The 22,086-nt window shown below is 56.1% G+C and carries 19 protein-coding genes; 14 read left to right on the plus strand and 5 right to left on the minus strand.

What is annotated here, in order from left to right:
• The first annotated feature begins 373 nt into the window (after nt 1-373).
• Nucleotides 374-1,093: a Crp/Fnr family transcriptional regulator gene (locus QC823_RS14955; protein ID WP_309657143.1), complete on the plus strand. Its 720-nt coding sequence runs from the start codon at nt 374-376 to the stop codon at nt 1,091-1,093.
• A gap of 210 nt (nt 1,094-1,303) precedes the next feature.
• Nucleotides 1,304-2,017: a Crp/Fnr family transcriptional regulator gene (locus tag QC823_RS14960; RefSeq protein WP_309657144.1), complete on the plus strand. Its 714-nt coding sequence runs from the start codon at nt 1,304-1,306 to the stop codon at nt 2,015-2,017.
• Between the two features lie 197 nt (nt 2,018-2,214).
• Here QC823_RS14960 and QC823_RS14965 read toward each other — a convergent pair whose 3' ends face one another.
• Complete coding sequence (locus QC823_RS14965) at nt 2,215-2,418, minus strand: CsbD family protein (RefSeq protein WP_309657145.1); 204 nt, start codon at nt 2,416-2,418, stop codon at nt 2,215-2,217.
• Between the two features lie 219 nt (nt 2,419-2,637).
• On the opposite strand from QC823_RS14965, the gene QC823_RS14970 reads away from it, so the two are divergent.
• From QC823_RS14970 to QC823_RS14990, 5 genes are all read left to right on the plus strand, one after another.
• Complete coding sequence (locus QC823_RS14970; RefSeq protein WP_309657158.1) at nt 2,638-2,835, plus strand: BON domain-containing protein; 198 nt, start codon at nt 2,638-2,640, stop codon at nt 2,833-2,835.
• Between the two features lie 701 nt (nt 2,836-3,536).
• The gene (locus QC823_RS14975) at nt 3,537-4,826 is read left to right on the plus strand and encodes a cation:proton antiporter (RefSeq protein WP_309657146.1); all 1,290 of its coding nucleotides are present in this window, start codon (nt 3,537-3,539) and stop codon (nt 4,824-4,826) included.
• 178 nt (nt 4,827-5,004) lie between these two features.
• Nucleotides 5,005-5,553, plus strand: a complete 549-nt coding sequence (locus tag QC823_RS14980) for an outer membrane beta-barrel protein (RefSeq protein ID WP_309657147.1) — start codon at nt 5,005-5,007, stop codon at nt 5,551-5,553.
• Nucleotides 5,554-5,754: 201 nt separating this feature from the next.
• Entirely contained in the window at nt 5,755-7,011 is a 1,257-nt protein-coding gene (locus tag QC823_RS14985; RefSeq protein ID WP_309657159.1) for a DUF2254 domain-containing protein, read from the plus strand.
• 39 nt (nt 7,012-7,050) lie between these two features.
• Nucleotides 7,051-8,199, plus strand: coding sequence for a histone deacetylase family protein (locus QC823_RS14990; protein WP_309657148.1), 1,149 nt, complete (start codon nt 7,051-7,053; stop codon nt 8,197-8,199).
• Nucleotides 8,200-8,534: 335 nt separating this feature from the next.
• Here the strand turns inward: QC823_RS14990 and QC823_RS14995 are convergent, their stop codons facing one another.
• Entirely contained in the window at nt 8,535-9,869 is a 1,335-nt protein-coding gene (locus QC823_RS14995; protein WP_309657149.1) for a peptidoglycan-binding protein, read from the minus strand.
• 224 nt (nt 9,870-10,093) lie between these two features.
• On the minus strand, nt 10,094-10,237 hold the full coding sequence (locus QC823_RS15000) for a DUF3096 domain-containing protein (protein WP_309657150.1): 144 nt from the start codon (nt 10,235-10,237) through the stop codon (nt 10,094-10,096).
• Between the two features lie 376 nt (nt 10,238-10,613).
• On the opposite strand from QC823_RS15000, the gene QC823_RS15005 reads away from it, so the two are divergent.
• From QC823_RS15005 to QC823_RS15035, 7 genes are all read left to right on the plus strand, one after another.
• Complete coding sequence (locus tag QC823_RS15005) at nt 10,614-12,011, plus strand: hypothetical protein (protein WP_309657151.1); 1,398 nt, start codon at nt 10,614-10,616, stop codon at nt 12,009-12,011.
• A 46-nt stretch (nt 12,012-12,057) separates the two neighbouring features.
• Nucleotides 12,058-12,192, plus strand: coding sequence for a DUF4113 domain-containing protein (locus tag QC823_RS15010; protein ID WP_309657160.1), 135 nt, complete (start codon nt 12,058-12,060; stop codon nt 12,190-12,192).
• 362 nt (nt 12,193-12,554) lie between these two features.
• The gene (gene mntR / locus QC823_RS15015) at nt 12,555-13,040 is read left to right on the plus strand and encodes a manganese-binding transcriptional regulator MntR (protein WP_309657161.1); all 486 of its coding nucleotides are present in this window, start codon (nt 12,555-12,557) and stop codon (nt 13,038-13,040) included.
• 360 nt (nt 13,041-13,400) lie between these two features.
• Entirely contained in the window at nt 13,401-14,264 is an 864-nt protein-coding gene (locus tag QC823_RS15020; protein WP_309657152.1) for a metal ABC transporter substrate-binding protein, read from the plus strand.
• Nucleotides 14,261-15,121, plus strand: a complete 861-nt coding sequence (locus QC823_RS15025) for a manganese/iron ABC transporter ATP-binding protein (protein WP_309657153.1) — start codon at nt 14,261-14,263, stop codon at nt 15,119-15,121. Before QC823_RS15020 ends, QC823_RS15025 begins: the two co-directional genes overlap by 4 nt.
• Nucleotides 15,118-15,975 carry a metal ABC transporter permease gene (locus QC823_RS15030; protein WP_309657154.1) on the plus strand — a complete coding sequence of 286 codons (858 nt, stop codon included), beginning with the start codon at nt 15,118-15,120 and terminating at the stop codon, nt 15,973-15,975. Before QC823_RS15025 ends, QC823_RS15030 begins: the two co-directional genes overlap by 4 nt.
• On the plus strand, nt 15,972-16,805 hold the full coding sequence (locus tag QC823_RS15035; RefSeq protein ID WP_309657155.1) for a metal ABC transporter permease: 834 nt from the start codon (nt 15,972-15,974) through the stop codon (nt 16,803-16,805). Before QC823_RS15030 ends, QC823_RS15035 begins: the two co-directional genes overlap by 4 nt.
• Before the next feature lie 382 nt (nt 16,806-17,187).
• Here the strand turns inward: QC823_RS15035 and QC823_RS15040 are convergent, their stop codons facing one another.
• Together QC823_RS15040 and QC823_RS15045 are read right to left on the minus strand one after the other, a co-directional pair.
• A complete protein-coding gene (locus QC823_RS15040; RefSeq protein WP_309657156.1) occupies nt 17,188-19,260 on the minus strand; it encodes a sensor domain-containing protein in 2,073 nt (690 codons plus the stop codon).
• 287 nt (nt 19,261-19,547) lie between these two features.
• Entirely contained in the window at nt 19,548-21,779 is a 2,232-nt protein-coding gene (locus QC823_RS15045; protein ID WP_309657157.1) for a sensor domain-containing protein, read from the minus strand.
• Nucleotides 21,780-22,086: the final 307 nt, after the last annotated feature.

Below are 22,086 nucleotides of genomic sequence, written 5' to 3' on the forward strand. Positions count from 1 at the left end.
ACGTCGTTCGATAGCCTCAACGCGCCCACCATGCAGACGTAAAGCGCTAAATAATGGCCCTACCACTGCCGCGATGAATGAGGCGGGCTAAATTGACATTAAGCTCAACGTCAGCGGTTGACTGTGCGCTGGCGAACATGATGAGAAAACTCACTATGACGTCACTTATTTTTTATGGTGACACCCACAATCAACGCCTGCCTTAATATGGCGATGTACGGTTGCGTTCAGTGTTTTTCGTGTGGTGCTTATCAATCGATGCCGAACGATTTCGCATCGCGTATAAAATATTGCCAAGAGCGGGTGATATACGGGTGACATTCGTCAATGCATAGAGGCGCCGCGTAAAAGCCGGGAATAAGGGGGATATTCAATGCTTGAAACGCACGATTATCAGAAAAATGGGCTGCTGGGCTTACTGCAGAAAGAGGAGTTGGCACGCCTGCTGCCTGATCTGGAAAAAGTCACGTTAACGCTGGGTCAATCGCTGTGTGAATCGGGTCAGACCATGACCCACGTTTACTTTCCGCTTGATTGCATTGTTTCGCTCCTCTGCGTGATGGAGGATGGCGCCTCAACGGAAATCGCTGTGGTGGGCCATGAAGGGGTTGTGGGTGTTTCGCTGTTTATGGGCGGTGAAACCACGCCCAGCCGTGCCATTGTCCAAAGCGCCGGGGTGGCTTACCGGCTCAAGGGAAAATTACTCAAACATGAGTTTTACCGTGCCGGGTCGATGCAGCGACTAATGCTGCGCTATACCCAAGCCTTGCTTACCCAGATGGCGCAAACGGCCGTATGCAATCGCCACCACAGTCTCGATAAACAACTTTGCCGCTGGCTGTTGCTCAGCCTTGATCGACTGCCCGGTACGGAACTGTTAATGACCCAGGAACTGATCGCCAATATGCTGGGTGTTCGTCGCGAGGGCGTAACAGAAGCGGCGGGGAAGCTTCAGCGGGCAGGGCTCATTACCTACCATCGGGGGCATATTACAGTGATAGATCGGCGGGGGTTGGAAGAACGCGTCTGCGAGTGTTACGTAGTGGTCAAGCGTGAGTACGACCGTCTACTTACCCACAAGGATATTATTTAATTGGTTGAAAAATAATTAAATATCATTAAAGCGTGCCCAACCGATAAAGGGATCAACACGCTATGTACGCTAGCGCCCCGACGCTTGATCAATCCAATGTTAATATCCGAAGCGACTGTTAGACGATTATCTAAGACAGTTCTGCAGCGACATCAAAATGATAGCTTTCGTCATTGTGCCGTTTGCCAGGTTTTCTCACCGGAGAGGCATATGACGTCTATGTTTCACGTTGCCAATGCCAATCAACTGCTCGCAGGACTCCCATCCTTCGAGCAAGACGCGTTTATAGCCGTCTGCGAAACCGTTGAGCTGGTGTTTGGTGAGGTACTGTTACAGCCCACCGAGACGATTAATCACGTTTATTTTCCTATCGACAGTTTTATCTCGTTGATTTCTAAACTCGATTCTGACGATCAGATAGAAGTCACAATGGCAGGGCGAGAGGGCATGCTCGGCATCTCCCTGGTGCTGGGCATTGATGAGTCGCCGCTGCTTGCGTTGGTTCAAGGCGCAGGCACGGCTTTTCGCCTCAATGCGGTGAGTTTCCAAGCGCTACTGCTGAAATGCCCGGTGTTACACCAGCGCCTAAAACACTATATCTACGTCGTGATGTGTCAACTGGCTCGGTCAGTGGCGTGTAACCACTTCCATCGAATTGAAGCGCGACTTGCCCGTTGGCTGCTGATGACCCAGGACCGCGCTGGCTGTGATCAGCTGCATCTGACCCACGAGTTTCTGGCCATGATGCTCGGGGTTAGGCGCGCCGGGATTACGCTCGCAGCAATATCGCTGCAAACGCGTGGGCTTATTCGTTATCAGCGGGGTGAGATCACCGTGCTGGACCGGCCCGGCCTGATTGAGGCCGCCTGTGGGTGCTATAACCAGGATTGCGCGCTCTACGCCAGGATATTGCCGGTCGCCTAAATGGGCAATTCAACTAACTTCTATCCCGCACTTCAGGGATCTGATGTCGAGAGTATTGGAGCAAACGGAATGTCGCAGCTTGGCGCGTGAATGCACTAACTAAAAAGGCGTGTTTCTGGATGGGCACTAACTAACGTCAAAATGTCAATAAAACACTGCCTGCAAAATCTTGCAGGCAGTGGGCACCACCAAATATCTCAGCGCTTGGTGGCTTCCTCGAAGTCTTTGATCTGCTTCTCGGCTTCATCTCTGCTTACGCCATAAGCTTGTTGAATCTCGCCTGCCAGCTGTTCGCGCTTGCCGGCAACTTCGTCAAGGCGGTCATCGGTCAACTTTCCCCATTGCTCTTTCACTTTGCCCTTAAGTTCTTTCCAGTTGCCTTCGATCGTGTCCTTATTCATTTTCGCTCCTTTGACCCTGCGGCCAAATAGTGGGTTAACCGCACCGAAGCCCGCGTTATATAGAACTGCGTGCTACTGCCATACTATCTTCCGTTTAAACCGAGCCGTTGTCTGTGCGTTAACAAACACAAACCTGGACAGGGTGAACATCTGGCTTTGTTCGCCGGCTGTGCCTCTACAGAGTCAAGTTCGGGTACCGGTGAGTACATTGACGACACAGTGATCACTGCGAAGGTCAAGGCTGTGATTTTTAACGAAACAACATTGAAAAGCGCCGAAATTAACGTTGAAACATACAAGGGGGTCGTCCAATTGTCAGGATTTGTAAATTCACAGGCCGAGATCGACACCGCCGTCAGACTGGCCCGCGAAATAAAGGGCGTCAAATCAGTCCGTAACGGCATGGAGCGAAAATAGGGTTTGGGCGAGTCCACTTAGATCCGAAACTTGATCGGGCTTTTAAGCCCCGAGAAATAAATCGATGCCGGTTTTCGCGCACTCAGTGCGATAGCGCACAGATCGAATAAAACCAAACAACTAAACTGACTTCAGATGAGGTAATGGAGTCGCCGAAACAGGACGTTACATCATGCGCCACAAGGATGAGGCGCAACCAGAATTCAGCAATCAGTGGCGGAGGATCTACCTATGAACCAGATTGTCTATATTGTTGGTGCCGTGGTCATCGTTCTGGTGATACTTTCCTTTCTTGGCTTACGTTGAATTGGGGTTGTGAACGGCCCCTCTTTGGCAGTATAGCTCGGGACCCACAGTGCCCTCTAGCACCGGCCTCGCTCCTTTGCGTAGGCCGTTTTTTCATCCGTCTAGTGGAATACGGCCCGTTAACATTATGGGAATTACCTGCGGCGCCATGGAGAGGCAATATCACCGTGGGAATGGCATCAGTATTCCTGATCACCTGGTGGTGCGGCACGTAATCAAGTAACCGATCCCATTCGTTTTGACCACGCGATAGCACTCACAACTCAGCGTTGTCTGTGCGTTAACAAACACAGACCAGTTCAGGTGGGGTAGCGCACAGAAGCCGTTCTTTGTTTACGGCAAATTGGGCAATAGAAAAAGTCTTCTGGAATATTTATGAACCTGAGGAAATAACTTTGACCAACGCCGTCTGGTTTGTCGTGATCGGAACCCTGCTGATCCTGATGGGTTTGCGCTCCCCGGTTCTTCAGCGCCTTAATCTGACACCGTCTATTATCTATTTGAGCGTCGGAGTGCTTCTGGGCCCGTCTATTTTTGGTGTGTTTCATTTTAACCCGCTGAAACAGGCGCACTTGCTGGAAGTGCTTGCCGAGCTTGCGGTGTTGTTGTCGCTGTTTATTGCCGGTACGAAAATGCCTGTGCCGTTCAGATGGAAAGTATGGCGTGTGCCGCTGCGCCTGGCGTTCATCTCCATGACCATCAGCGTCGCCCTGACGGCAGCCTTTGGTTATTACCTGCTTGGCCTGCCACTGGGGGCGGCGATTCTGTTGGGGGGCATACTGGCGCCCACCGACCCGGTGCTGGCAACGGACGTTCAGGTTCGGCACATGGGCGATACCGACCCTCTGCGGTTCACTCTGACCAGTGAGGCGGGCATGAACGATGGCAGCGCCTTTCCGTTCGTGATGCTGGGGCTATTGTTGCTCGGCACCCCGGCCAGTAATGAATTGCTTGGAGGCTGGGTTCTCAAGGACGTTTTGTGGTCAACGGCCTCTGCGATTGTGGTTGGGCTTGTGACCGGGCGGCTGCTGGCACAGCTTGTCCGGGGGCAGCGATCTTCTGAAAAACAAGGCCCATTGCTGGATGATTTCCTTGGCCTGGGCCTGATGGGCCTGACGTATGGCGTGTGCCTTCTGATCGATGGCTGGGGATTTCTGGGCGTGTTTGTCACCGCCATTTCGTTGCGGCAATCGGAACTGACGCTGGCCCGGCCAGAAAAGCCGGACCAGCGTCTTGATGCCTCTGGAGAATCTTACAGTCAGCCGCGCGAAGCCACCCTACAGCCCCCCAGCGAGGTGTCGAAGGGCTCGCTGACGTTCAAGGAGCCCCTTGAGCGCTTGTCCGAACTGGTGCTGGTGGTGCTGCTGGGTGGCATGTTATTTATCGACTCTTGGAGCCTCCGGGCCGTCGGTCTTGGGTTATTCCTATTTGTGGTCGTTCGCCCGGTCAGCGTATTTCTTGGTTTGCTGGGTTCTGGCGCATCCTGGCGGCTGCGGATGCTGGTGGGTTGGTTCGGGGTAAGGGGTATCGGTTCCCTCTACTATCTGATGTTCGCCGTAGTCTTCGGCCTGCCGGAAGAACTGGCTCTCGAACTTATCCACATCACGCTGGTGGTGGTTGTACTCTCGATCATCATCCATGGGCTGACCGTGAAACCGATGATGACCCGATGGTGGAGCCCTTGAAGCTCTTTCGGCGCCTTGTGTGTGCTTGCGAACAGATGGGCGGGTGATCAACCTCTATCTTAGAGGTGTGCGCTGGCATCGGAAAACTGACCACCATTTGCTGCGCTAAAGCCCGCGTCCGGTATGAATGGGCGCATCACGGAAATCCAATTTGAATAACGTGTGCAAGGAGCTTCCCATGATCAGAATCAAGACTGCGGCGATCACTTTCTGTCTTCTAGGGGCTTTGCCCATGGCTGTATCCGCACAATCCGCTGAGTTTGGCCCACGCGAGGGTGACCGTGAACTCTCCCTCTCCGGAACCGGCAGTAACGACCGGGACTTCAATAGCGGCACCTTCGGCGTAACCGGTGATTTGGGCTGGTATTTGCAGGATGATATGGTAGCCGGTGTCCGCCAGAGTGTGAATTATGCCGATATTGAGGGTGAAGGTGTCACGGATGATTTCTGGAACGGCTCAACCCGTGGATACCTCAACTATCAATTTCTCAACGACCAAACACGACCTTTCGTCGGTGCGAGCCTCGGCGGCATCTATGGCGACGGAGTCAATGACAGTGCCTTTGCCGGCTTGGAAGCGGGGTTAAAATACTACGTGCAGACAAAGACCTATTTCCTTGCGCGCGCAGAGTATCAATTCCTTTTCAGCGACACCAACGATGCTACCGATGCGTTCCAGGATGAAGGCATCTGGGCCTATACGGTAGGCCTGGGTTATAACTTCTAACCCGGTTATAGTGCTGACTCGGTATGAAGGGGGCGGTGCCGGTGATGCGTTGACTGTCGCTGGCCCGATGCCCCCTAAATATGCTGTATGCCGTGCGCATCCTCTCTAGTTGTCTGGCAATCCTTGAGAGCGCCTGCGCACAATAGCCAACGATGCAATGATGGCATGAGCACCATGTTAAGCACAGACAAGCTTCGCTTTATGTTCAGTCGGATTAAAGAGCGACTGTGGGTCAGGCCGTTGGTCCTTTGCATGCTTTCTATTGGTGGTACCTTTGTTGCCAAACTGGCTGACAATGTAGGCCTTTCCGGAATGCTACCGGACGTTACCCTGAAATCCGTCGAATCCCTGCTATCCATCATGGCGTCTAGCATGTTGGTGATCGCTACGTTTGCCGTAGGCTCCATGGTGGCCGCTTATGCATCCGCCAGTGCCGGTGCAACACCTCGTTCCATCCCACTTGTGATTGCCGATGACGTTACCCAGAACGCTTTGTCTGCGTTTATCGGTGCTTTCATCTTCAGTATTGTTTCCCTGATAGCCATCCAGAACGAGATGTTTGAATCCGCGGGCCGGTTTGCGATCTTTGTGCTTACCCTTCTGGTGTTTGCCATTGTCATCATCACATTTGTTCGCTGGGTGGACAGGATCGCCCGGCTGGGCCGTGTGGTGAACACCATTGAACAAGTGGAAAAGGCCGCCAGCGACGCGCTGGATCGCCGTCGCCATGCGCCGACGCTGGGGGCTTTGATAGCTCCCCCAAACCAGGTCGGGGGCAAGGGGGTATCGGTATTTTCGTCGACGGTTGGTTATGTCCAGCACATCGATCTGGAGGCGTTACAATCCAGCGCTGAAGCGCTCAATTGCCGCGTGATGGTGATTGCGTTGCCTGGTACGTTTGTTCACACACACCTTCCGCTGCTCCGTATTGAAGGGTGCGCTGAAGAGCGTATCGAGGCGAGTGAAGGGTTCGAGCCGGACGCCTTTTCCAACGCCTTCACTGTCGGCTCAAACCGCACCTTTGAAGACGATCCACGCTTTGGGCTCCTTGCGTTGTCCGAGATCGCCGATAAAGCGTTATCGCCTGGCATCAATGACCCAGGAACTGCGATTAATGTCATTGGCACACTGTTACGCCTGTTTACGCTTTGGCAATCCCCGCTTAAAAAGGAGAAAGTGCAGGTCTTCACCTATGACCGTGTGTCGGTTCCTGAGTTGATGGTCGATGATTTATTCGACGATGCCTTCACCGCCATCGCCCGTGACGGCGCGGGGATGGTTGAGGTATCTATCCGGCTGCAGAAAGCCTTTTGCGCCCTGGCCGAAGCCGACGACACCCGGATGGCTGCGGCCGCTAAAAAACATTCACGTAGGGCACTGGCCCATTCAGAAACCGCCCTGACACTGTCCGATGATATCGATGCGGTACGCACTGCGGCTGCGTTTTCGGCCTTTTAATCGCCGTCCATGCCGGCGGCTCCAAATCGGGTGATCGCAATGACAACACCAGTATTGGCCTACTACGACATGCGGATGCTCGGCCATAATCCACACGGATGGGACCCCAGTCATCCGGCCTGGACTGACGCCGTCAAGGCGATGATTGCGCTGCAATATCCCAACAGCAACCTGGAAACCTACAGTCATCCGGAGCGCCCGGATCGGCTGACGGCGATCGTCGACCGACTGATGCTTGATCCCATCGAAGGGGTGCGCTGGATGTTGCCGACGGCAGCCAGCACGGCTCAACTTGAGCGTGTTCATGACAAGACCTATGTTGCGCATATTGAGTCGTTAGAGGGTGACTCCTGCTGGCTGGCCCAGGATACGACAGCGGTATCGCCGGGTAGTGTGGACGCGGCCCGTCTGGCTGCCGGCGCGGGAATCAGCGCGGTCGAGGCCATCTCGGCGGGTGAGGCCCGGCGGGCGGTCTGTATCGTTCGGCCACCCGGCCATCATGCTCATTCCGATCACGCTTCGGGCTTTTGTCTGTACAACAACCTTGCGGTGACCGCTGCCCATGCACGTGAGAGCCTTGGCTATCAGCGAGTGATGGTCTGGGACTGGGATATGCACCATGGTAATGGCACGCAGGAAATCTTTTACTCTGATTCTTCCGTGCTGGTGGTTGATAGCCATTGTGCGGCGCCGTTCTATCCGGGCAGCGGCCTACTGCATGAAACCGGGGCGGGAGCGGGAGCTGGCTCCCAATTCAACGTTCCTTTTCCTCCGGGCAGCGGCAATGCGGCACTGCTGAAGGTATTCGACGAGGTGGTCAAACCGGCGGCAAAGGCATTCAAGCCGGATATTATCCTGGTTTCCTCAGGTTTCGATTGCCATTACCTCGATATGGTCTGCGCCATGGATGAAACCGGCTTCGCCATTCTTGCCCAACGCATGAGTGACCTGGCCGATGAATTGTGCAACGGCCGTCTGGTGGTGCTGCTTGAGGGCGGCTACAACGCCCAGGCATTGGCCGACAGCGCTCATGCTGTCGTCAAGGTGCTGGCGGGGAATCCAGTCAATGCGTGCAATGTCCTGCCGGATGACCCTGGCTGCAAGGCTGTGGCGGATGCCGTCCAGTTTCATCAAGGGCTGAAAACTCGGCGCACACGGGGCATTCTTAACGTAGAACCTTCACGGTGATGTCGGAGATATCGCACCGTTTGTTTTCTCGGCTGCGCTGTAAAAACACATCCGGTTTGCCTCAGGTTCTTTGAAGCATGTTTCTTTCATCAGGCGCGACAGTGTGGGGTCGTTTAGTTACAGCATTGCCACCGCATTGTTAGCGACGTCGAACGAATGCTGCAGTAAGCCCCGGGGTCAGCATGATGGTACGCCACGCTGGCCGGTTACGCGCTAAAACGGTTGATTGCGATAGAGGGTTAGAGATGATCTCAATAGATATTGCGTAACGTTATTCACAAGAAAGGGCCCTGATGGGCCCTTTCATGTTTTTTGAGAGAAGCGCTGCTGCTTCGTCAATCCTCGACCCGTATCCGGCTCAGGCTGAAGTCGCCGCCATGATTGGCGAGGACGAAGCCCTGGAAGGGCTCACGAAAGCTTGTGTCGCGTGCCTGGATGACCAGCCGACCGTCAACGCTGATTCGCATGTCGCCGTTTTGGTTGCGGGTCCAGACCAGGGTGTGGAAGCTGCCGTCCTCGAGGTTGAGGGAATCATGGCTGCTGGCGATCACCTCACTGCTGTTGCTGGTCAATCTCATCAGGCTCAAGCCAGGATTTGAATCCGGGTGATAGACCAGACGGTATCCGCCGCCAGGGCGGTTGCCTTGGAAGACCCCCATTTCTAGGCTGCCTTCTTGCTGCCGGGAGGCCAGCGCCAGTTCCATCTCGAAGGCGTTGCGGATGGGTGACGAGACAAAGATTCTGGCGGTTTGCGTGGCGTTTGGTGCCGCTTCGGGTTGAACGTTGCCCATCTGCTCGAGAACAAGCTGCAGCATGGCCAGGCCGATCTCCTCGGGCTTCTCAGAGCGCAGGCCGCGTGATGTTGAGGCGTTCTCGTCTGGAACCTCGACCACTGTGCGCAAACCGTCTCGATCGACGCTGAAGCGCCCACTGAGCACCGTCCAGGCGGGGTTTTGGCGGAAATCACCGTCGCTGAAGTCGTCCTGTATGGCTATCTGAGGCGAGTCTGTGGGTTGTGGCTGGGCGGGCGCCGCCACCTCCTGTTCCTGTCGCTCCGTCTGGCGTAGGCGTTTCAGTAAGTCGGATGTGGCATGACCATTGACGGCAAGGCCCGCGTCGGTCTGGTACTGGCGTATTGCACTGCGGGTACGGCTTCCCATGAGGCCATCTGCCGGGCCAGCATCATAGTCGAGTCGATTGAGCTCGCGCTGTATCTCGGCCACACCTTGGCGATCCGAGAGGGTCTCGATGGCGGGCCGCGATGCTGTTGTCGCCTGCGTCGATGCCGGTGTCGATTGTGAAGAAGATGTCGTTTCCGGTCGCCAGCTGCGCGCGGCCCGCTGCGCCTCGGCGATCTGCTGTGTGGTCATTTGTTCCGCGATCGCGTTGCGTGCGTCAGCCGCATGGCGATGGCTGCGAGAGGCGGCCAAGTTGTACCATTTGTGCGCTTCGACGAAATTCTGGGGGGTGCCGTTGCCGGCTTCGTGCATGCGACCTAGCATGTACTGGGCATCAGCGTCCTCACTGCGGGCGAGCTCGCGGAATTCCTGGATGGCTTCTCGGTATTGCTGTCGCTCGTAGTCACGCATGGCACCGGCGTAATCGGCGTTGGCTAGCGCGATGTGACCGGTCAGGAGCAAGAGAAACACGAACCCTTTGATGATCATCATGGGGCGTCTCCGATGGAAGGTGGGTGGCGTTTTAGCTACCGACAATATACACAATATTGTTCATGTCGTTTCCTTTGTGGTGTGTTTTCCTGTTTCAGGATGCGGTGCTAGGCCATCATGTTCGAAGCAGGCACCATCCAGCAGTGCGCACGGCCACGAGGCCGTGCAGTTCATGTCAGTTGTACGCAAGCTTTTCTGTAGCGCTCATGCCAAGGGCGTTCAATTTAAAAGGAAAATCCCGTCAAGCCCAGAATGCCCATGATGATCAGATAACCTGCGAGGATATATCTCATTAGTTTGGGGAATACCAGTATGCCAATGCCGGCAGCGAGGCTGATCAACGGCGTAAGTTCAAGTTGAAGTGTCATAAGGTCGGCTCCGAAATGTCTATTTCTTCATGAATGTTATGTACGTGCGGGTTGCAGTATCTGGTGCAGTGCATGCGTATGCTACTCCTACTAGCTTGGCAGTGGGGCTCTTCAGTAGGTGAGAGGCCTGTCTCGTTGGTGATGTTCGTACTAAGGATTATCAAGCGACTTAGTCTAAGATCTCAATTTACAGCATTACCGAACACTTTTAATGGGCAATTGTTACCAGGTAGCTAAGTCGCCTGAGGTTAGGGCATTGAGTCGACGTGAGCGACCCTGGAGCTATATTAGCCTATGGTGCATCAAGGTTGTCGGGTCACTTTTCTTCATATTCCAGTGCTATGCTCAAACTCTACTCCATTATCGAGGCGATGTTATGTCCTGTTTCGTTAAGTCTTTTGCGACTTCTCTGGTGACGGCCTGCCTACTTGCATCACCCTTGGTGCAGGCCAGTGTTGAGCAACTGGAAACGGATCTTAGCGAGCTTTTTGCTCATGGCGAGCTGAGTATAGGCAAGGTAAGTGAATCGTCACGTGCTTCTCGAGTGGTAGCAGAAAATATTGTGTTCGAAGGTCGGGAAGGCGAGCGCGTTCTAGTGGAGCGTTATGTGGTCAACGGCGATTATGAAGCCCCTGACGATGTACAACTGGAAAATATGCGGATTGAAGACACCCTGACAGGCAAGCCGCTGTTGAGTATCGAAAGCTTGATACTGGATGAGCCTGGGATGGCGGTGATCACTGAGAAAACTTGGCAAGACCCCTCTTTCGAGTTGGCGCAGTTTGCCATCGATGGCCTGGTGGTATCACTGGATTCAGACGTGGCTGATGAGGTGTGGCAGACGCTTTCGTTGGACCAGGGGGCCGGACAGTTGACGATTGAAAGTATTCAGGGAAAGTCACTCTCAGCGAGCGCCATTGGTGAGCTTGAATTCACCAATATGGCTATGCAAGGCAATAACATTGATGAGCTAGGCGATGTCTCACTGATAGTTGGACGGTTTCGGGCGGAAGATGTTCAAGGCCTGCAGCAAGAGGAACTCGAACAAGTCGGCGCCATGTCGCTGGAGCGATTGACCGTTGAAAGCGATACGCTGGCAGCCAGCCTGGCTTTGTTGTCCATGGATGGCGACCTGAACGACGGCGCCGCGTCAGTTCAGGTGGAATCTCTGGAGCTTGATCTCAACCGAATGATTGCCTTGGCACCACCCGAAGAACGCACCCAAATGCGTATGGTTGCCAATGTATTAACCGATGGCACGGGCCTGCTGGGCATCGATGTCGATTTTCTTGCCCGCTGGGAAGAGCAGGCCAGCCAGAGCCTTCTGGGAGGCGATGGTCAGATAGCCTTGCGTGATGCTCTCGGGTTGCGTTTGAACGTTGAGCTACCCCTTGTATTGCCAGAAGGAGTTACGCCAGTAGACGTTCTGAGCGATAGAGTGCCTTTGGAAGATGCCACCTTGCTCGGCGGGGAGGCGATATTGACGCTGAATGACCATGGGCTTGTGAACCGCCTTGTTACCCTGGCCGCCACGCTTGAAGGCGTTACGGAAGAGCAGGTTCTGGATGTTGCCCGTACTCAGGCGAGAGGTTATGGGATGGTATTCGGGCCTGAAGTGGAGGCAGTATTGATGGGGGGAATGGCGCTTCTTGAAGGGCGTGCCAGTCAACTGATCATGAGTATTGTTCTGCCTGCTGAAAGTCGCCTGGACACTTACGCCGATGATCCGCTGGGACTGCCTGAGCTGCTTTCTCTAGAGGTGGAAACACGTTGATTATCTGATGTCGTCAGCGGGGCTTTTATCCGGCTACAGGGGCGTGATGTTGCTCGACCGCTCCGAAGACCCGATTCAACTGGGTTTGCCTCGGCAAAACAACGCCTGGGCGCTGCGCAGAGAACAGCGAACGCCGCATTACACCACCCACTGGCGGGAGCTCCTGAGCGTGAAGCTTTAAAACACCGTTCTGGGCGTGAACCAAACCATTCGCCAACAACCAAAGCAGCGAGTGGGCAAAACCGTCGAAGACTGCTACTACTCTGAAAAAGCCATCGCAGGTATTGCGCTTATTGCTTGAATTCAGGCGCTACATGAGGAAACTTTAGATTTTATGCTTGTATCTTTCGCGGTTTTCCTCCTTTAGAACCGTTGGCCTAAGCCGCACTACGTTTGGCCTGACTTTGTCTTCGTCTTCCCGTAGCGCCAAACTGCCGAGCCATCCACTACTTGAAACCAAATTGCCCTTCCAATAAGGGGGTACGTAAAGGTCAGCGTCAAGTTGAGTTAGTCGAATATGTACAAACAAGGTAATATTGTGTGATGACTGAAAAAAACGATCTAGCCAAACACGTTGTCCGCCCGACGTATGTTTGCAGCGACCTGCCTCCTTCCGATCAGCATTCCCAGCAGTTCAAGGCAGTACGCGATGCCCATGATATGGAACTGATAGAAGACTATGTCGAATTAATTGGGGATTTACTGGACCACTACGACGAGGCCCGTGCCACAGACATTGCAGCCCGCATGGGTGTGCGCCAGGCAACCGTGGCACGCATGATTCGGCGCCTGAACGTGCTTGGATTCGTCAAAAATGAACCCTACCGATCAATCTTCCTCACTGACCAGGGCCGCGAAATGGCTAATCGCTGTCGGCAGCGCCACGCAGTCGTCCTTGACTTTCTTAGAGCACTGGGCGTGAAAGACGCTACAGCACGCATTGACGCTGAGGGAATGGAGCACCACGTGAGTGAGGAAACACTCGATATCATGCAGCGTTTTGCGCAAAAGCAATCCAATCGCGGTTGATCAATGACTGCGGTACGGCTCCCTCATTTAAGATACTCTCGAACCCTACAATGAAAATGCCGCCAAACGGCATCCCTGCGTTTTCAGGCCACTATCAAATAACCCACCAGTCCCGTCCACGCTCAGAAAAAGGCGTCGGCACGAGGGATCTCTCCGGGCCCCATCATCGACTCGAAATAGCCCTTTTTTAATAAGTTAGCAATTGCTATCTTTTGAGCGTAGGCTAAAAAATATTAGCGCAAAAAACAGCTGAATTGTTGCCACGCATGTTAACGGTAGCTGTCATTACCGGACTCTGTCATAAAAAATCAAAAGGCTACGCGTATGTTTTCAATAGCTAAAACTGCTCTAGGTGCAGCCTTGGCACTCACGATAGCCCTGCCCGCACAGGCCGAGCGTCTGAAGGTCGTCACCACTTTTACCGTCATCGCTGACATGACGCAAAACGTGGCTGGGGACGCCGCTGATGTCGTCTCGATTACTAAGCCGGGAGCCGACGTACATGGCTATCAGCCCACGCCCGGTGATCTAGTTAACGCCTTTGATGCGGATCTAATCTTGTATAACGGATTGAACCTAGAACTTTGGTTTCAGCAGTTTCTAGACAATTTGGGCGACATACCTTCGGCCACGGTCACCGAAGGCATCGACCCCATTGCCATATCCGAGGGCGAATATTCTGGTTCGCCTAATCCCCATGCCTGGATGGGTCTGGATAACGCTCTCATCTACATCGACAATATCGAAGCGGCCCTGACCAAGGTTGACCCGAACAATGCGGCCATTTATGCCGCCAATGCTGACGCCTACCAGGCCGAGCTGCGCGCCACGATCGAACCATTGCGCGTCGCCATTGCTCAAATTCCAGCCGAAGATCGCTGGCTTGCCACCTGCGAAGGTGCGTTCAGCTACCTAGTTCGCGATTTCGATATGCACGAGCTTTATCTTTGGCCAATGAATGCCGATCAGGTGGGCACACCGCAACAGGTCCGCGCTGTGATCGATGGGGTGCGCGAACACGACATCCCGGCAGTGTTCTGCGAAAGTACCGTCAGTCAGCGTCCGGCCGAGCAAGTTGCTCGCGAAACTGATGCCCGTTACGGCGGGATGCTGTATGTCGATAGCCTCTCAGAACCGGATGGCCCGGTGCCAACCTATCTCGATCTCCTGCGCGTGACCTCAGAAACCATTGTAAGTGGTCTGACTTTGGAGGAAAAAAAGTGACTGGTATCCGCGCGCAAGACGTCACCGTAACCTACCGCAATGGCCACACGGCCGTGTGGGATGCCAGCTTTGAGGTGCCACGCGGCACCATCACCGCGCTGGTGGGTGTGAACGGCGCGGGCAAGTCCACCCTGTTCAAGGCGGTCATGGGCTTTGTGCCCGTTGCTAAGGGTGAGATCACCCTTCTGGGCAAGCCGGTGCGGCAGGCATTGAAGGAGAACCTGGTCGCTTACGTGCCCCAGGCCGAAGAGGTCGACTGGGCTTTTCCGGTACTGGTCGAGGATGTGGTGATGATGGGCCGCTTCGGCCATATGAACTTTTTTCGCCGTCCTGGCTCCGCTGACCGCGCGGCGGTAGATGCGGCGCTGGAGCGGGTTACCATGACTGAATTTCGCAAGCGCCAGATCGGCGAGTTGTCGGGTGGCCAGCGCAAACGCGTGTTTTTGGCGCGTGCGCTTGCGCAAGAAGGCCAGGTGATCCTGCTGGACGAGCCTTTTACCGGCGTCGACGTCAAGACCGAGGCGCAGATCGTGGACCTGTTGAGGGAATTGCGCGACGAGGGGCGGGTGATGCTGGTGTCCACCCATAACTTGGGGTCGGTGCCGGAGTTCTGCGACCGAACTATTCTGGTGAAAGGTACAGTGCTGGCGCATGGGCCGACAGAAAAGGTGTTCACGCCCAAGAACCTGGAAGAGGCCTTCGGCGGTGTCTTGCGGCAATTTGCCCTGGGCGGCAGTGCGTTGCACGAGGATGGCGACGACCGCAGCATCAGAATCCTGACCGATGATGAACGCCCCTTCGTGCAATACGGCGACAAGACCCAGAAGCTCAAACCAGTGAAGGAAGCAAAGAAATGAATCTGCTGCTGGAGCCCTTTTCCTATGGGTACATGACCAACGCGATGTGGGTCTCGGCGCTGGTGGGGGCGGTTTGTGCATTCCTGTCAGCCTATCTGATGCTCAAGGGATGGTCGTTGATCGGTGACGCGCTCAGCCATGCCGTGGTGCCTGGCGTGGCTGGAGCCTATATGCTAGGGCTGCCCTTCGCGCTGGGGGCCTTTCTGGCCGGTGGTCTGGCGGCGGGAGCGATGCTGTTCCTCACCGAACGATCTGGGCTGAAGTTTGACGTGATCATCGGGCTGATCTTCACCAGTTTCTTCGGCCTAGGCCTGTTCATGGTCTCGCTCAACCCGGTGGGGGTGGATATCCAAACGATCACCATGGGCAACATTCTCGCGATAACACCAAGCGATACCTTGCAACTGGCGATCATCGGCGGCGTGTCGATGGTGGTGCTGCTAGCCAAGTGGAAAGACCTTATGGTGGTGTTTTTCGATGAAAACCACGCGCGCTCGGTGGGGTTGAACCCGCAGGCGCTGAAGGCGATGTTCTTCGTATTGCTCTCGGCTTCAGTCGTGGCGGCGCTGCAGACAGTGGGAGCGTTTTTGGTCATCGCCATGGTAGTGACACCGGGGGCTACGGCGTATCTGCTGACCGACCGGTTCGAGCGGCTTCTGATCGTTTCGGTCTTTATCGGTGCCGGAACCAGCTTTTTCGGCGCCTATGCCAGCTATTTCCTCGATGGGGCGACCGGCGGTGTTATTGTTTGTCTGCAAACGGCGTTGTTCTTGACGGCTTTCCTGCTGGCACCAAAACACGGCCTGCTGGCCCACAAACGCAAGGCGCGCGCCGCACTGGAGGGACGGACATGATAGACACGCTGCTGCAACCCTTTCAGTTCCCTTTCATGGTCAAAGGCTTCTGGATTGCGGCGATCGTGTCGGTGCCTACTGCGATGCTGTCGTGCTTTCTGGTGCTCAAGGGCTGGGCGCTGATGGGTGACGCGGTCAGCCACGCGGTGCTGCCGGGGATCGTGCTGGCCCATATCGTCGGTGTGCCGTTGATCCTGGGCGCGTTCGTGGCGGGTATGTTCACCGCTGTTACTACCGGGTACCTGGCCGACAACAGTCGTATCAAGCCCGATACGGTGATGGGTGTGGTGTTTTCAGGCATGTTCGCGGTGGGGATATTGATGTATGTCGCGCTTGAGACGAACATGCACCTTGATCACATCCTTTATGGCAACATGTTGGGGGTCGGCGCTGCAGATATCTGGACCGCCGGTTTGGTGTCCTTGGGTGTTGGTGGTGCGCTGTTGCTGCGCTGGAAAGACCTGATGCTGCACGCGTTCGATCCGGCCCATGCGCGCGCAGCGGGCTTGCCCGTGAACTGGCTGCATTATGGCCTGCTGGCGGCCTTGTCGCTGACTATTGTGGCGACACTATCCGCTGTTGGGCTGATCCTCGCCATCGGGTTGTTGATCGCACCGGGGGCGATCGCCTTCTTGCTAGTGCGACAGTTCAAGACGATGCTTTGGGTGTCGGTGTTGGTCTGCCTAGTGTCAATGCTGGGCGGTACCTATGCCAGCTTCTTTCTCAACAGCGCTCCGGCGCCTACAGCCGTTTTGATCCTGACGGCCCTGTTCTTGCTAGCCTTTACCCGGCGCCTGATGCTGACGCAGCGAAAAATAGCAAACCCGTGACTGATGAGGTCATTGACCGTTTGCAATATATGGAGTGTCTGGACTGAGTTCTTCATCAAGGTTCAGCGGTGAACTCGATAAGAGGCAAGTTAAGCAATTCGTCCCTCGCTATGGCTGGAGTAGAAGGCATTCTGCTGAGTGTTCCGGCCACAAATCAGGCAGTCGCAAAAACTTCATTAGGGTATACATCGGATAGGCGGAACGATGAGGTTGAAAAACAAGGCGTCAATCAACATAGAGGATGTTTTGTAATATCTTCAACCCGGTCGGTTTTCCGCAGCAAAGCCGAATTCACCCGGGTATGCTGAGTGCAACATTAGGAAAGTCTAAATTTATGCTTATGGCCGTAATCAACGTATTCATCTAGCCATAGGGGGATCATTTACGCTGCGGTGTCGGGGTTATGAAGCATGGCTTGGAAGTCCTCGGCTTCCAAGGGCCGAGCGAGAAGAAACCCCTGAATACGGTCGCAGCCGTGTGCTTGCAGCCAGGCAAGCTGTGATGGGGTTTCCACGCCCTCTGCCACGGTCCTTAGCCCGAATGCCTGAGCCATGGCGAGGCTGGCCCGGGCGATGGCCTCATCGTGCTCGTTGTTGCCCAGGCCGTCCACGAAGGTTTTGTCGATCTTTAGCTCGGCCAGGGGAAGCCGCTTGAGGTTTTCCAGGGAAGAATAGCCGGTCCCAAAATCGTCGATGGCCAGGTCCACCCCGGCTTTCTGTAGCGCTTGAATCTCTTGGAAAACGATGTCGGAGCGATCGGTGAGCGTGCCCTCCGTGAACTCCACCTGAAGTTGGCCCGGCGATATGTGGTATCGGGTCATGACCTCGTGCAGGCGGGCAGCAAATTGCCCTTCACGAAAGGTCTTGGGACTGACATTGAAGGAAATTACGGGAGGGGCGAACCCTGCTGCTAGCCATCTTTGGAGATCTTTACACAGCAGTTCTTGCACTCGCCAGCCAAGCTCCGTGATCAGGTCAGATTTTTCGGCGACGGGAATGAATTGCCCCGGGCTGATCGGCCCGTTCTCGGGATCCTGCCAGCGCAAGAGTGCCTCGGCGCCCACAAGCCGCTCAGGGGTGCTCGCGTCGAATTGGGGCTGATACACGAGCCGCAGCTCGTCGTTAGTAAGCGCCCGGCGCAGTGCCGTCTCAAGGGTGGCTTCCCTGAGAAGGCATTGGTGCAGCCCCGAGTCGTACAGCCGCAGCCGGTTGCGGCCATCCTCCTTGGCCTGGTACATGGCCATGTCGGCCGCCCGGGAAAGGGTGTCCACGTCATCCCCGTCCTGAGGGTACAAAGCGAGGCCGGCGCTGGTCGTGACACGCAGGCTCCGACCTCGGACCTCGAAGGTGCCGGGGAGGCCCGCCACCAGACGCTGTGCGATGGATCTGGCCGTCTCGGCATCGCAGTTGGCGAGGACCACCGTAAATTCGTCGCCACCGAACCGTGCGATTGTATCCACATCGCGCACCAGCTCCCGCAACCGAGCGGCCACTTGTACCAGCAGCTGATCCCCCACCTCGTGACCCAGGGTGTCGTTGACGGTCTTGAAATAGTCCAGATCGAGAAACAGCAGAGCCGCCTGACCCCCGTTGCGTCGGGCCTGGGCGATGGCCTGCTGGAGCCGATCCTGGAACAGGCTGCGGTTAGGTAGCCCGGTCAGGGCGTCATGGTTGGCCAGGTATTCGACCTTGCTGTGGGAGTCCTTGATCTGCGCGATATTCGAATAGGCGCCTACGAAATACTGGGTCTGTCCCTCCTCGTCATCGATGCGATTGATCGTGATCCATTGCGGGTAGACCTCGCCGCTCTTGCGGCAATTCCAGATTTCGCCCTGCCAGAAACCCCGGTGGGTCAGGCTCTCCCACATCGTCTCGTAGAAAGCTTGGCTTTGGCGTCCGGATCGGAGCAAGTCGCCCACGGTCACGCCAAGCGCGTCACGCTCGGTATAGCCGGTGATGCGGGTAAAGGCCTTATTGATGGTCTGGATGCGGCCGGCAGGGTCTGCCACCACGATGGCCTCGCCGGCGTCCGCGAAGACGCGGGCGGCAATCCGGAGCTGATCCTCCGCCCGCCGCTGCGCCGTGATATCTATATGCATGACGACTGCCTGGGCCTCCCTGACCGGACGGTTAGCCTGGTCTAAGCGGTTGGCGATCAGGCGGAACCAACGGTACTGGACCGGGGAGTGGCAAGGGTAGTCCATGGTGAAGCGATCGCGCTTGTTGACCAGCACAGCGCGTAGGCCGGCGGCGACCTCGGCAGCACCTTCTCCGGCGACGTCGCCGACCGCGCGCTCGCAAATCGCGAGGTAGTTCTGTCCAACCCCGAAGCGAGGATCCGTGTTACCACCTTCGACGCCATAAGACCGCCACTGGCTGTTGACGTCGATGATGTTGCCTGCGGCATCGAGAAGGGCGATGCCTGCCGGCAGGGAGTCAATAAGCGCCTCGCGCATAGCGGTACTCCTTATAGTCAAAGCTACTGACTTCACCGCAGTACCGGTGGGCATCGGTGGTGACTCTGCAGACCGGTTTTCGGAATCAGCAGGTCATCGGGTGCGAGAAGGGGCTCTCTCTGGGTGACCGAACCATCGTTGTGCATGCGGGAACTTCCTGAGTAAGGTAATTGTTGTTTAAAAGGTGCAAATTGTTCAGGCAGCAGGTGTCAATGCCATACGCAGCGAGGAATGCCTGGTGCCGGCGGCGCTTCCTGCAGGGGTGTTTTCCCTGGTGAGCATCACTTCTACGCCGCGGTGTCGGTGTTATGAAGCATGGCTCGGAAGTCCTCGGCTTCCAGGGGCCGAGCGAGAAGAAACCCCTGGATGCGGTCACAGCCGTGCGCCTGCAGCCAGGCAAGTTGTGAGGGAGTTTCCACGCCCTCTGCCACGGTTCTTAGCCCGAATGCCTGAGCCATGGCGAGGCTGGCCCGGGCGATGGCCTCATCGTGCTCGTTATCGCCCAGACCGTCCACGAAGGTTTTGTCGATTTTGAGCTCGGCCAGGGGAAGCCGCTTGAGGTTTTCCAGGGAAGAATAGCCGGTCCCGAAATCGTCGATGGCCAGGTCCACCCCGGCTTCCTGAAGCGCTTGAATCTCTCGGAAAACGATGTCAGAGCGGTCAGTGAGCGTGCCCTCCGTGAACTCCACCTGAAGCTGATTTGCGGTGATGCCATGTTGCGCCATGGCCTGGAGCAGCCCCGAGGTAAATCGCGCCTCCCGAAAGTCCTTGGGCGAGACATTGAAGGAGATGGGGGGTGGGGTAAGACCGGCGGCCTGCCAAGCGCCCACTTGCTCACACAAGAGCGCAACCACCCGTCGGCCCAGTTCCGTGATCAGGTCAGATTTTTCGGCGACGGGGATGAATTGCCCCGGGCTGATTGGCCCCATTTCGGGGTCCTCCCAGCGCAGCAAGGCCTCGGCGCCCACGAGCCGCTTGGGGTCGCGTGCGTCGAATTGGGGCTGATACACGAGACGCAGCTCGTCGTTGGTAAGCGCCCGGCGGAGAGCCGTCTCGAGAACGGTGCCCTCGAGGAGGCGCTGCTGCAGCCCAGGCTCGTACAACCGCAGCCGGTTGCGCCCATCCTCCTTGGCCTGGTACATGGCCATGTCGGCCGCCCGACACAGCGTGTCCACGTCGTCGCCGTCCTGAGGGTACAAGGCCAGGCCAGCACTGGTCGTGACACGCAGGTTCCGTCCGCCGATCACGAAGGTGCGGGCGAGGCTCGCCACCAGGCGCTGCGCGATGAATCCGGCGACCTCGGCATCGCAGCCGGCAAGGACCACCGTGAATTCGTCACCACCGAGCCGAGCGACCGTATCCACATCGCGCACCAGCTCTTGCAGCTGCGCGGCTACCTGCACCAGCAGCTGATCCCCTACCCCGTGACCCAGGGTGTCGTTGATGGTCTTGAAATGATCCAGATCGAGAAACAGTAGGGCCGCCTGCTCCTCGTTGCGTCGAGCCTGGGCGATGGTCTGTTGGAGCCGATCCTGGAAGAGACTGCGGTTGGGCAGGTCGGTCAGGATGTCGTGATTGGCCAGGTATTCGACCTTGCTCTGGGAGTTTTTGAGCTGTGTGATATCCGAGAAGACCACCACGAAATGCTGGGCCTGGCCCTCCTCGTCATCGATGCGATTGATCGTGAGCCATTCCGGGTAGACCTCGCCGCTCTTGCGGCAATTCCAGATCTCGCCCTGCCAGAAGCCCCGCTGGGTCAGGCTCTCCCACATCGCTGCGTAGAAAGCATGACTGTGGCGCCCGGACCGGAGCAGGTCGCCCACGATCACGCCCTGGGCGTCACGCTCGGTATAGCCGGTGATGCGGGTAAAGGCCTTGTTGATGGTCTGGATGCGGCCGGCGGGGTCCGTCAGGGCAATGGCCTCGCCGGCGTCCGCGAACACGCGGGCGGCGATACGGAGCTGATTCTCTTCTTGCCGATGTGCCGTGATGTCCACGTGCATGACGACTGCCTGGGCATCCTTGACCGGGTGGTTAGCCTGGTTTATGCGGTTGGCGATCAGGCGGAACCAACGGTACTGGGTCGGGGTGTGGCAGGGGTAGTCCATGGTGAAGTGATCGCGCTCGCCGGCCAGCACGGCGCGCAGGCCGGCGGCGACCTCGGCAGTGCCTTCTCCGGCGACGTCGCAGATCGCGCGCTCGCAGATCGCGAGGTAGTTCTGTCCAACACCGAAGTACGGGTCCGTGTTACCACCTTCGACGCCATAAGACCGCCACTGGCTGTTGACGTCGATGATGTTGCCCTCGATGTCGAGAAGGGCGACGCCTGCCGGCAGGGAATTGATAAGCGCCTCGCGCATAGCCAGCGTTTGCTTGAGCTCTGCGTAGTCGACGACACTGATGTCCATCAAGCGCTGGTTGTCATCGGGGGTGTGAGGGTGCAGAGCGGTTTCCGAAACCGGCAGGTCTTCGGGTGCGAGAGGCTGTTCTGTTTGACTGAGCGGTCCATTGCTGCGCATGCAGAAACGTCCTGTGTAAGGCAATTGTTGTTTAATAGGTGCAAATTTTTCAGGCAGCCGATGTCGATTCCACACGAAGCGACGAAGAACCCTTACGTGTTGCAATAACGAGCGACAAAAAACTCCTTAAAAAAATAATCAATGTATCGGCATCCGGCGCCATACAAAAACTGTAGCTCGTTTTTTAGCTAAGGAGAATTAATAATGAAAATATTATCGGTGATTTTCAACCCAGTTGTCCAAATGGCTGCGCTTAAGCAGCCCGTTTATTACGCTCGATTTCGTGCATTTTTACCGGGTTGAGCGA

It is taken from the genome of Vreelandella vilamensis, from assembly GCF_031451755.1.
Lineage (GTDB): Bacteria > Pseudomonadota > Gammaproteobacteria > Pseudomonadales > Halomonadaceae > Vreelandella > Vreelandella vilamensis.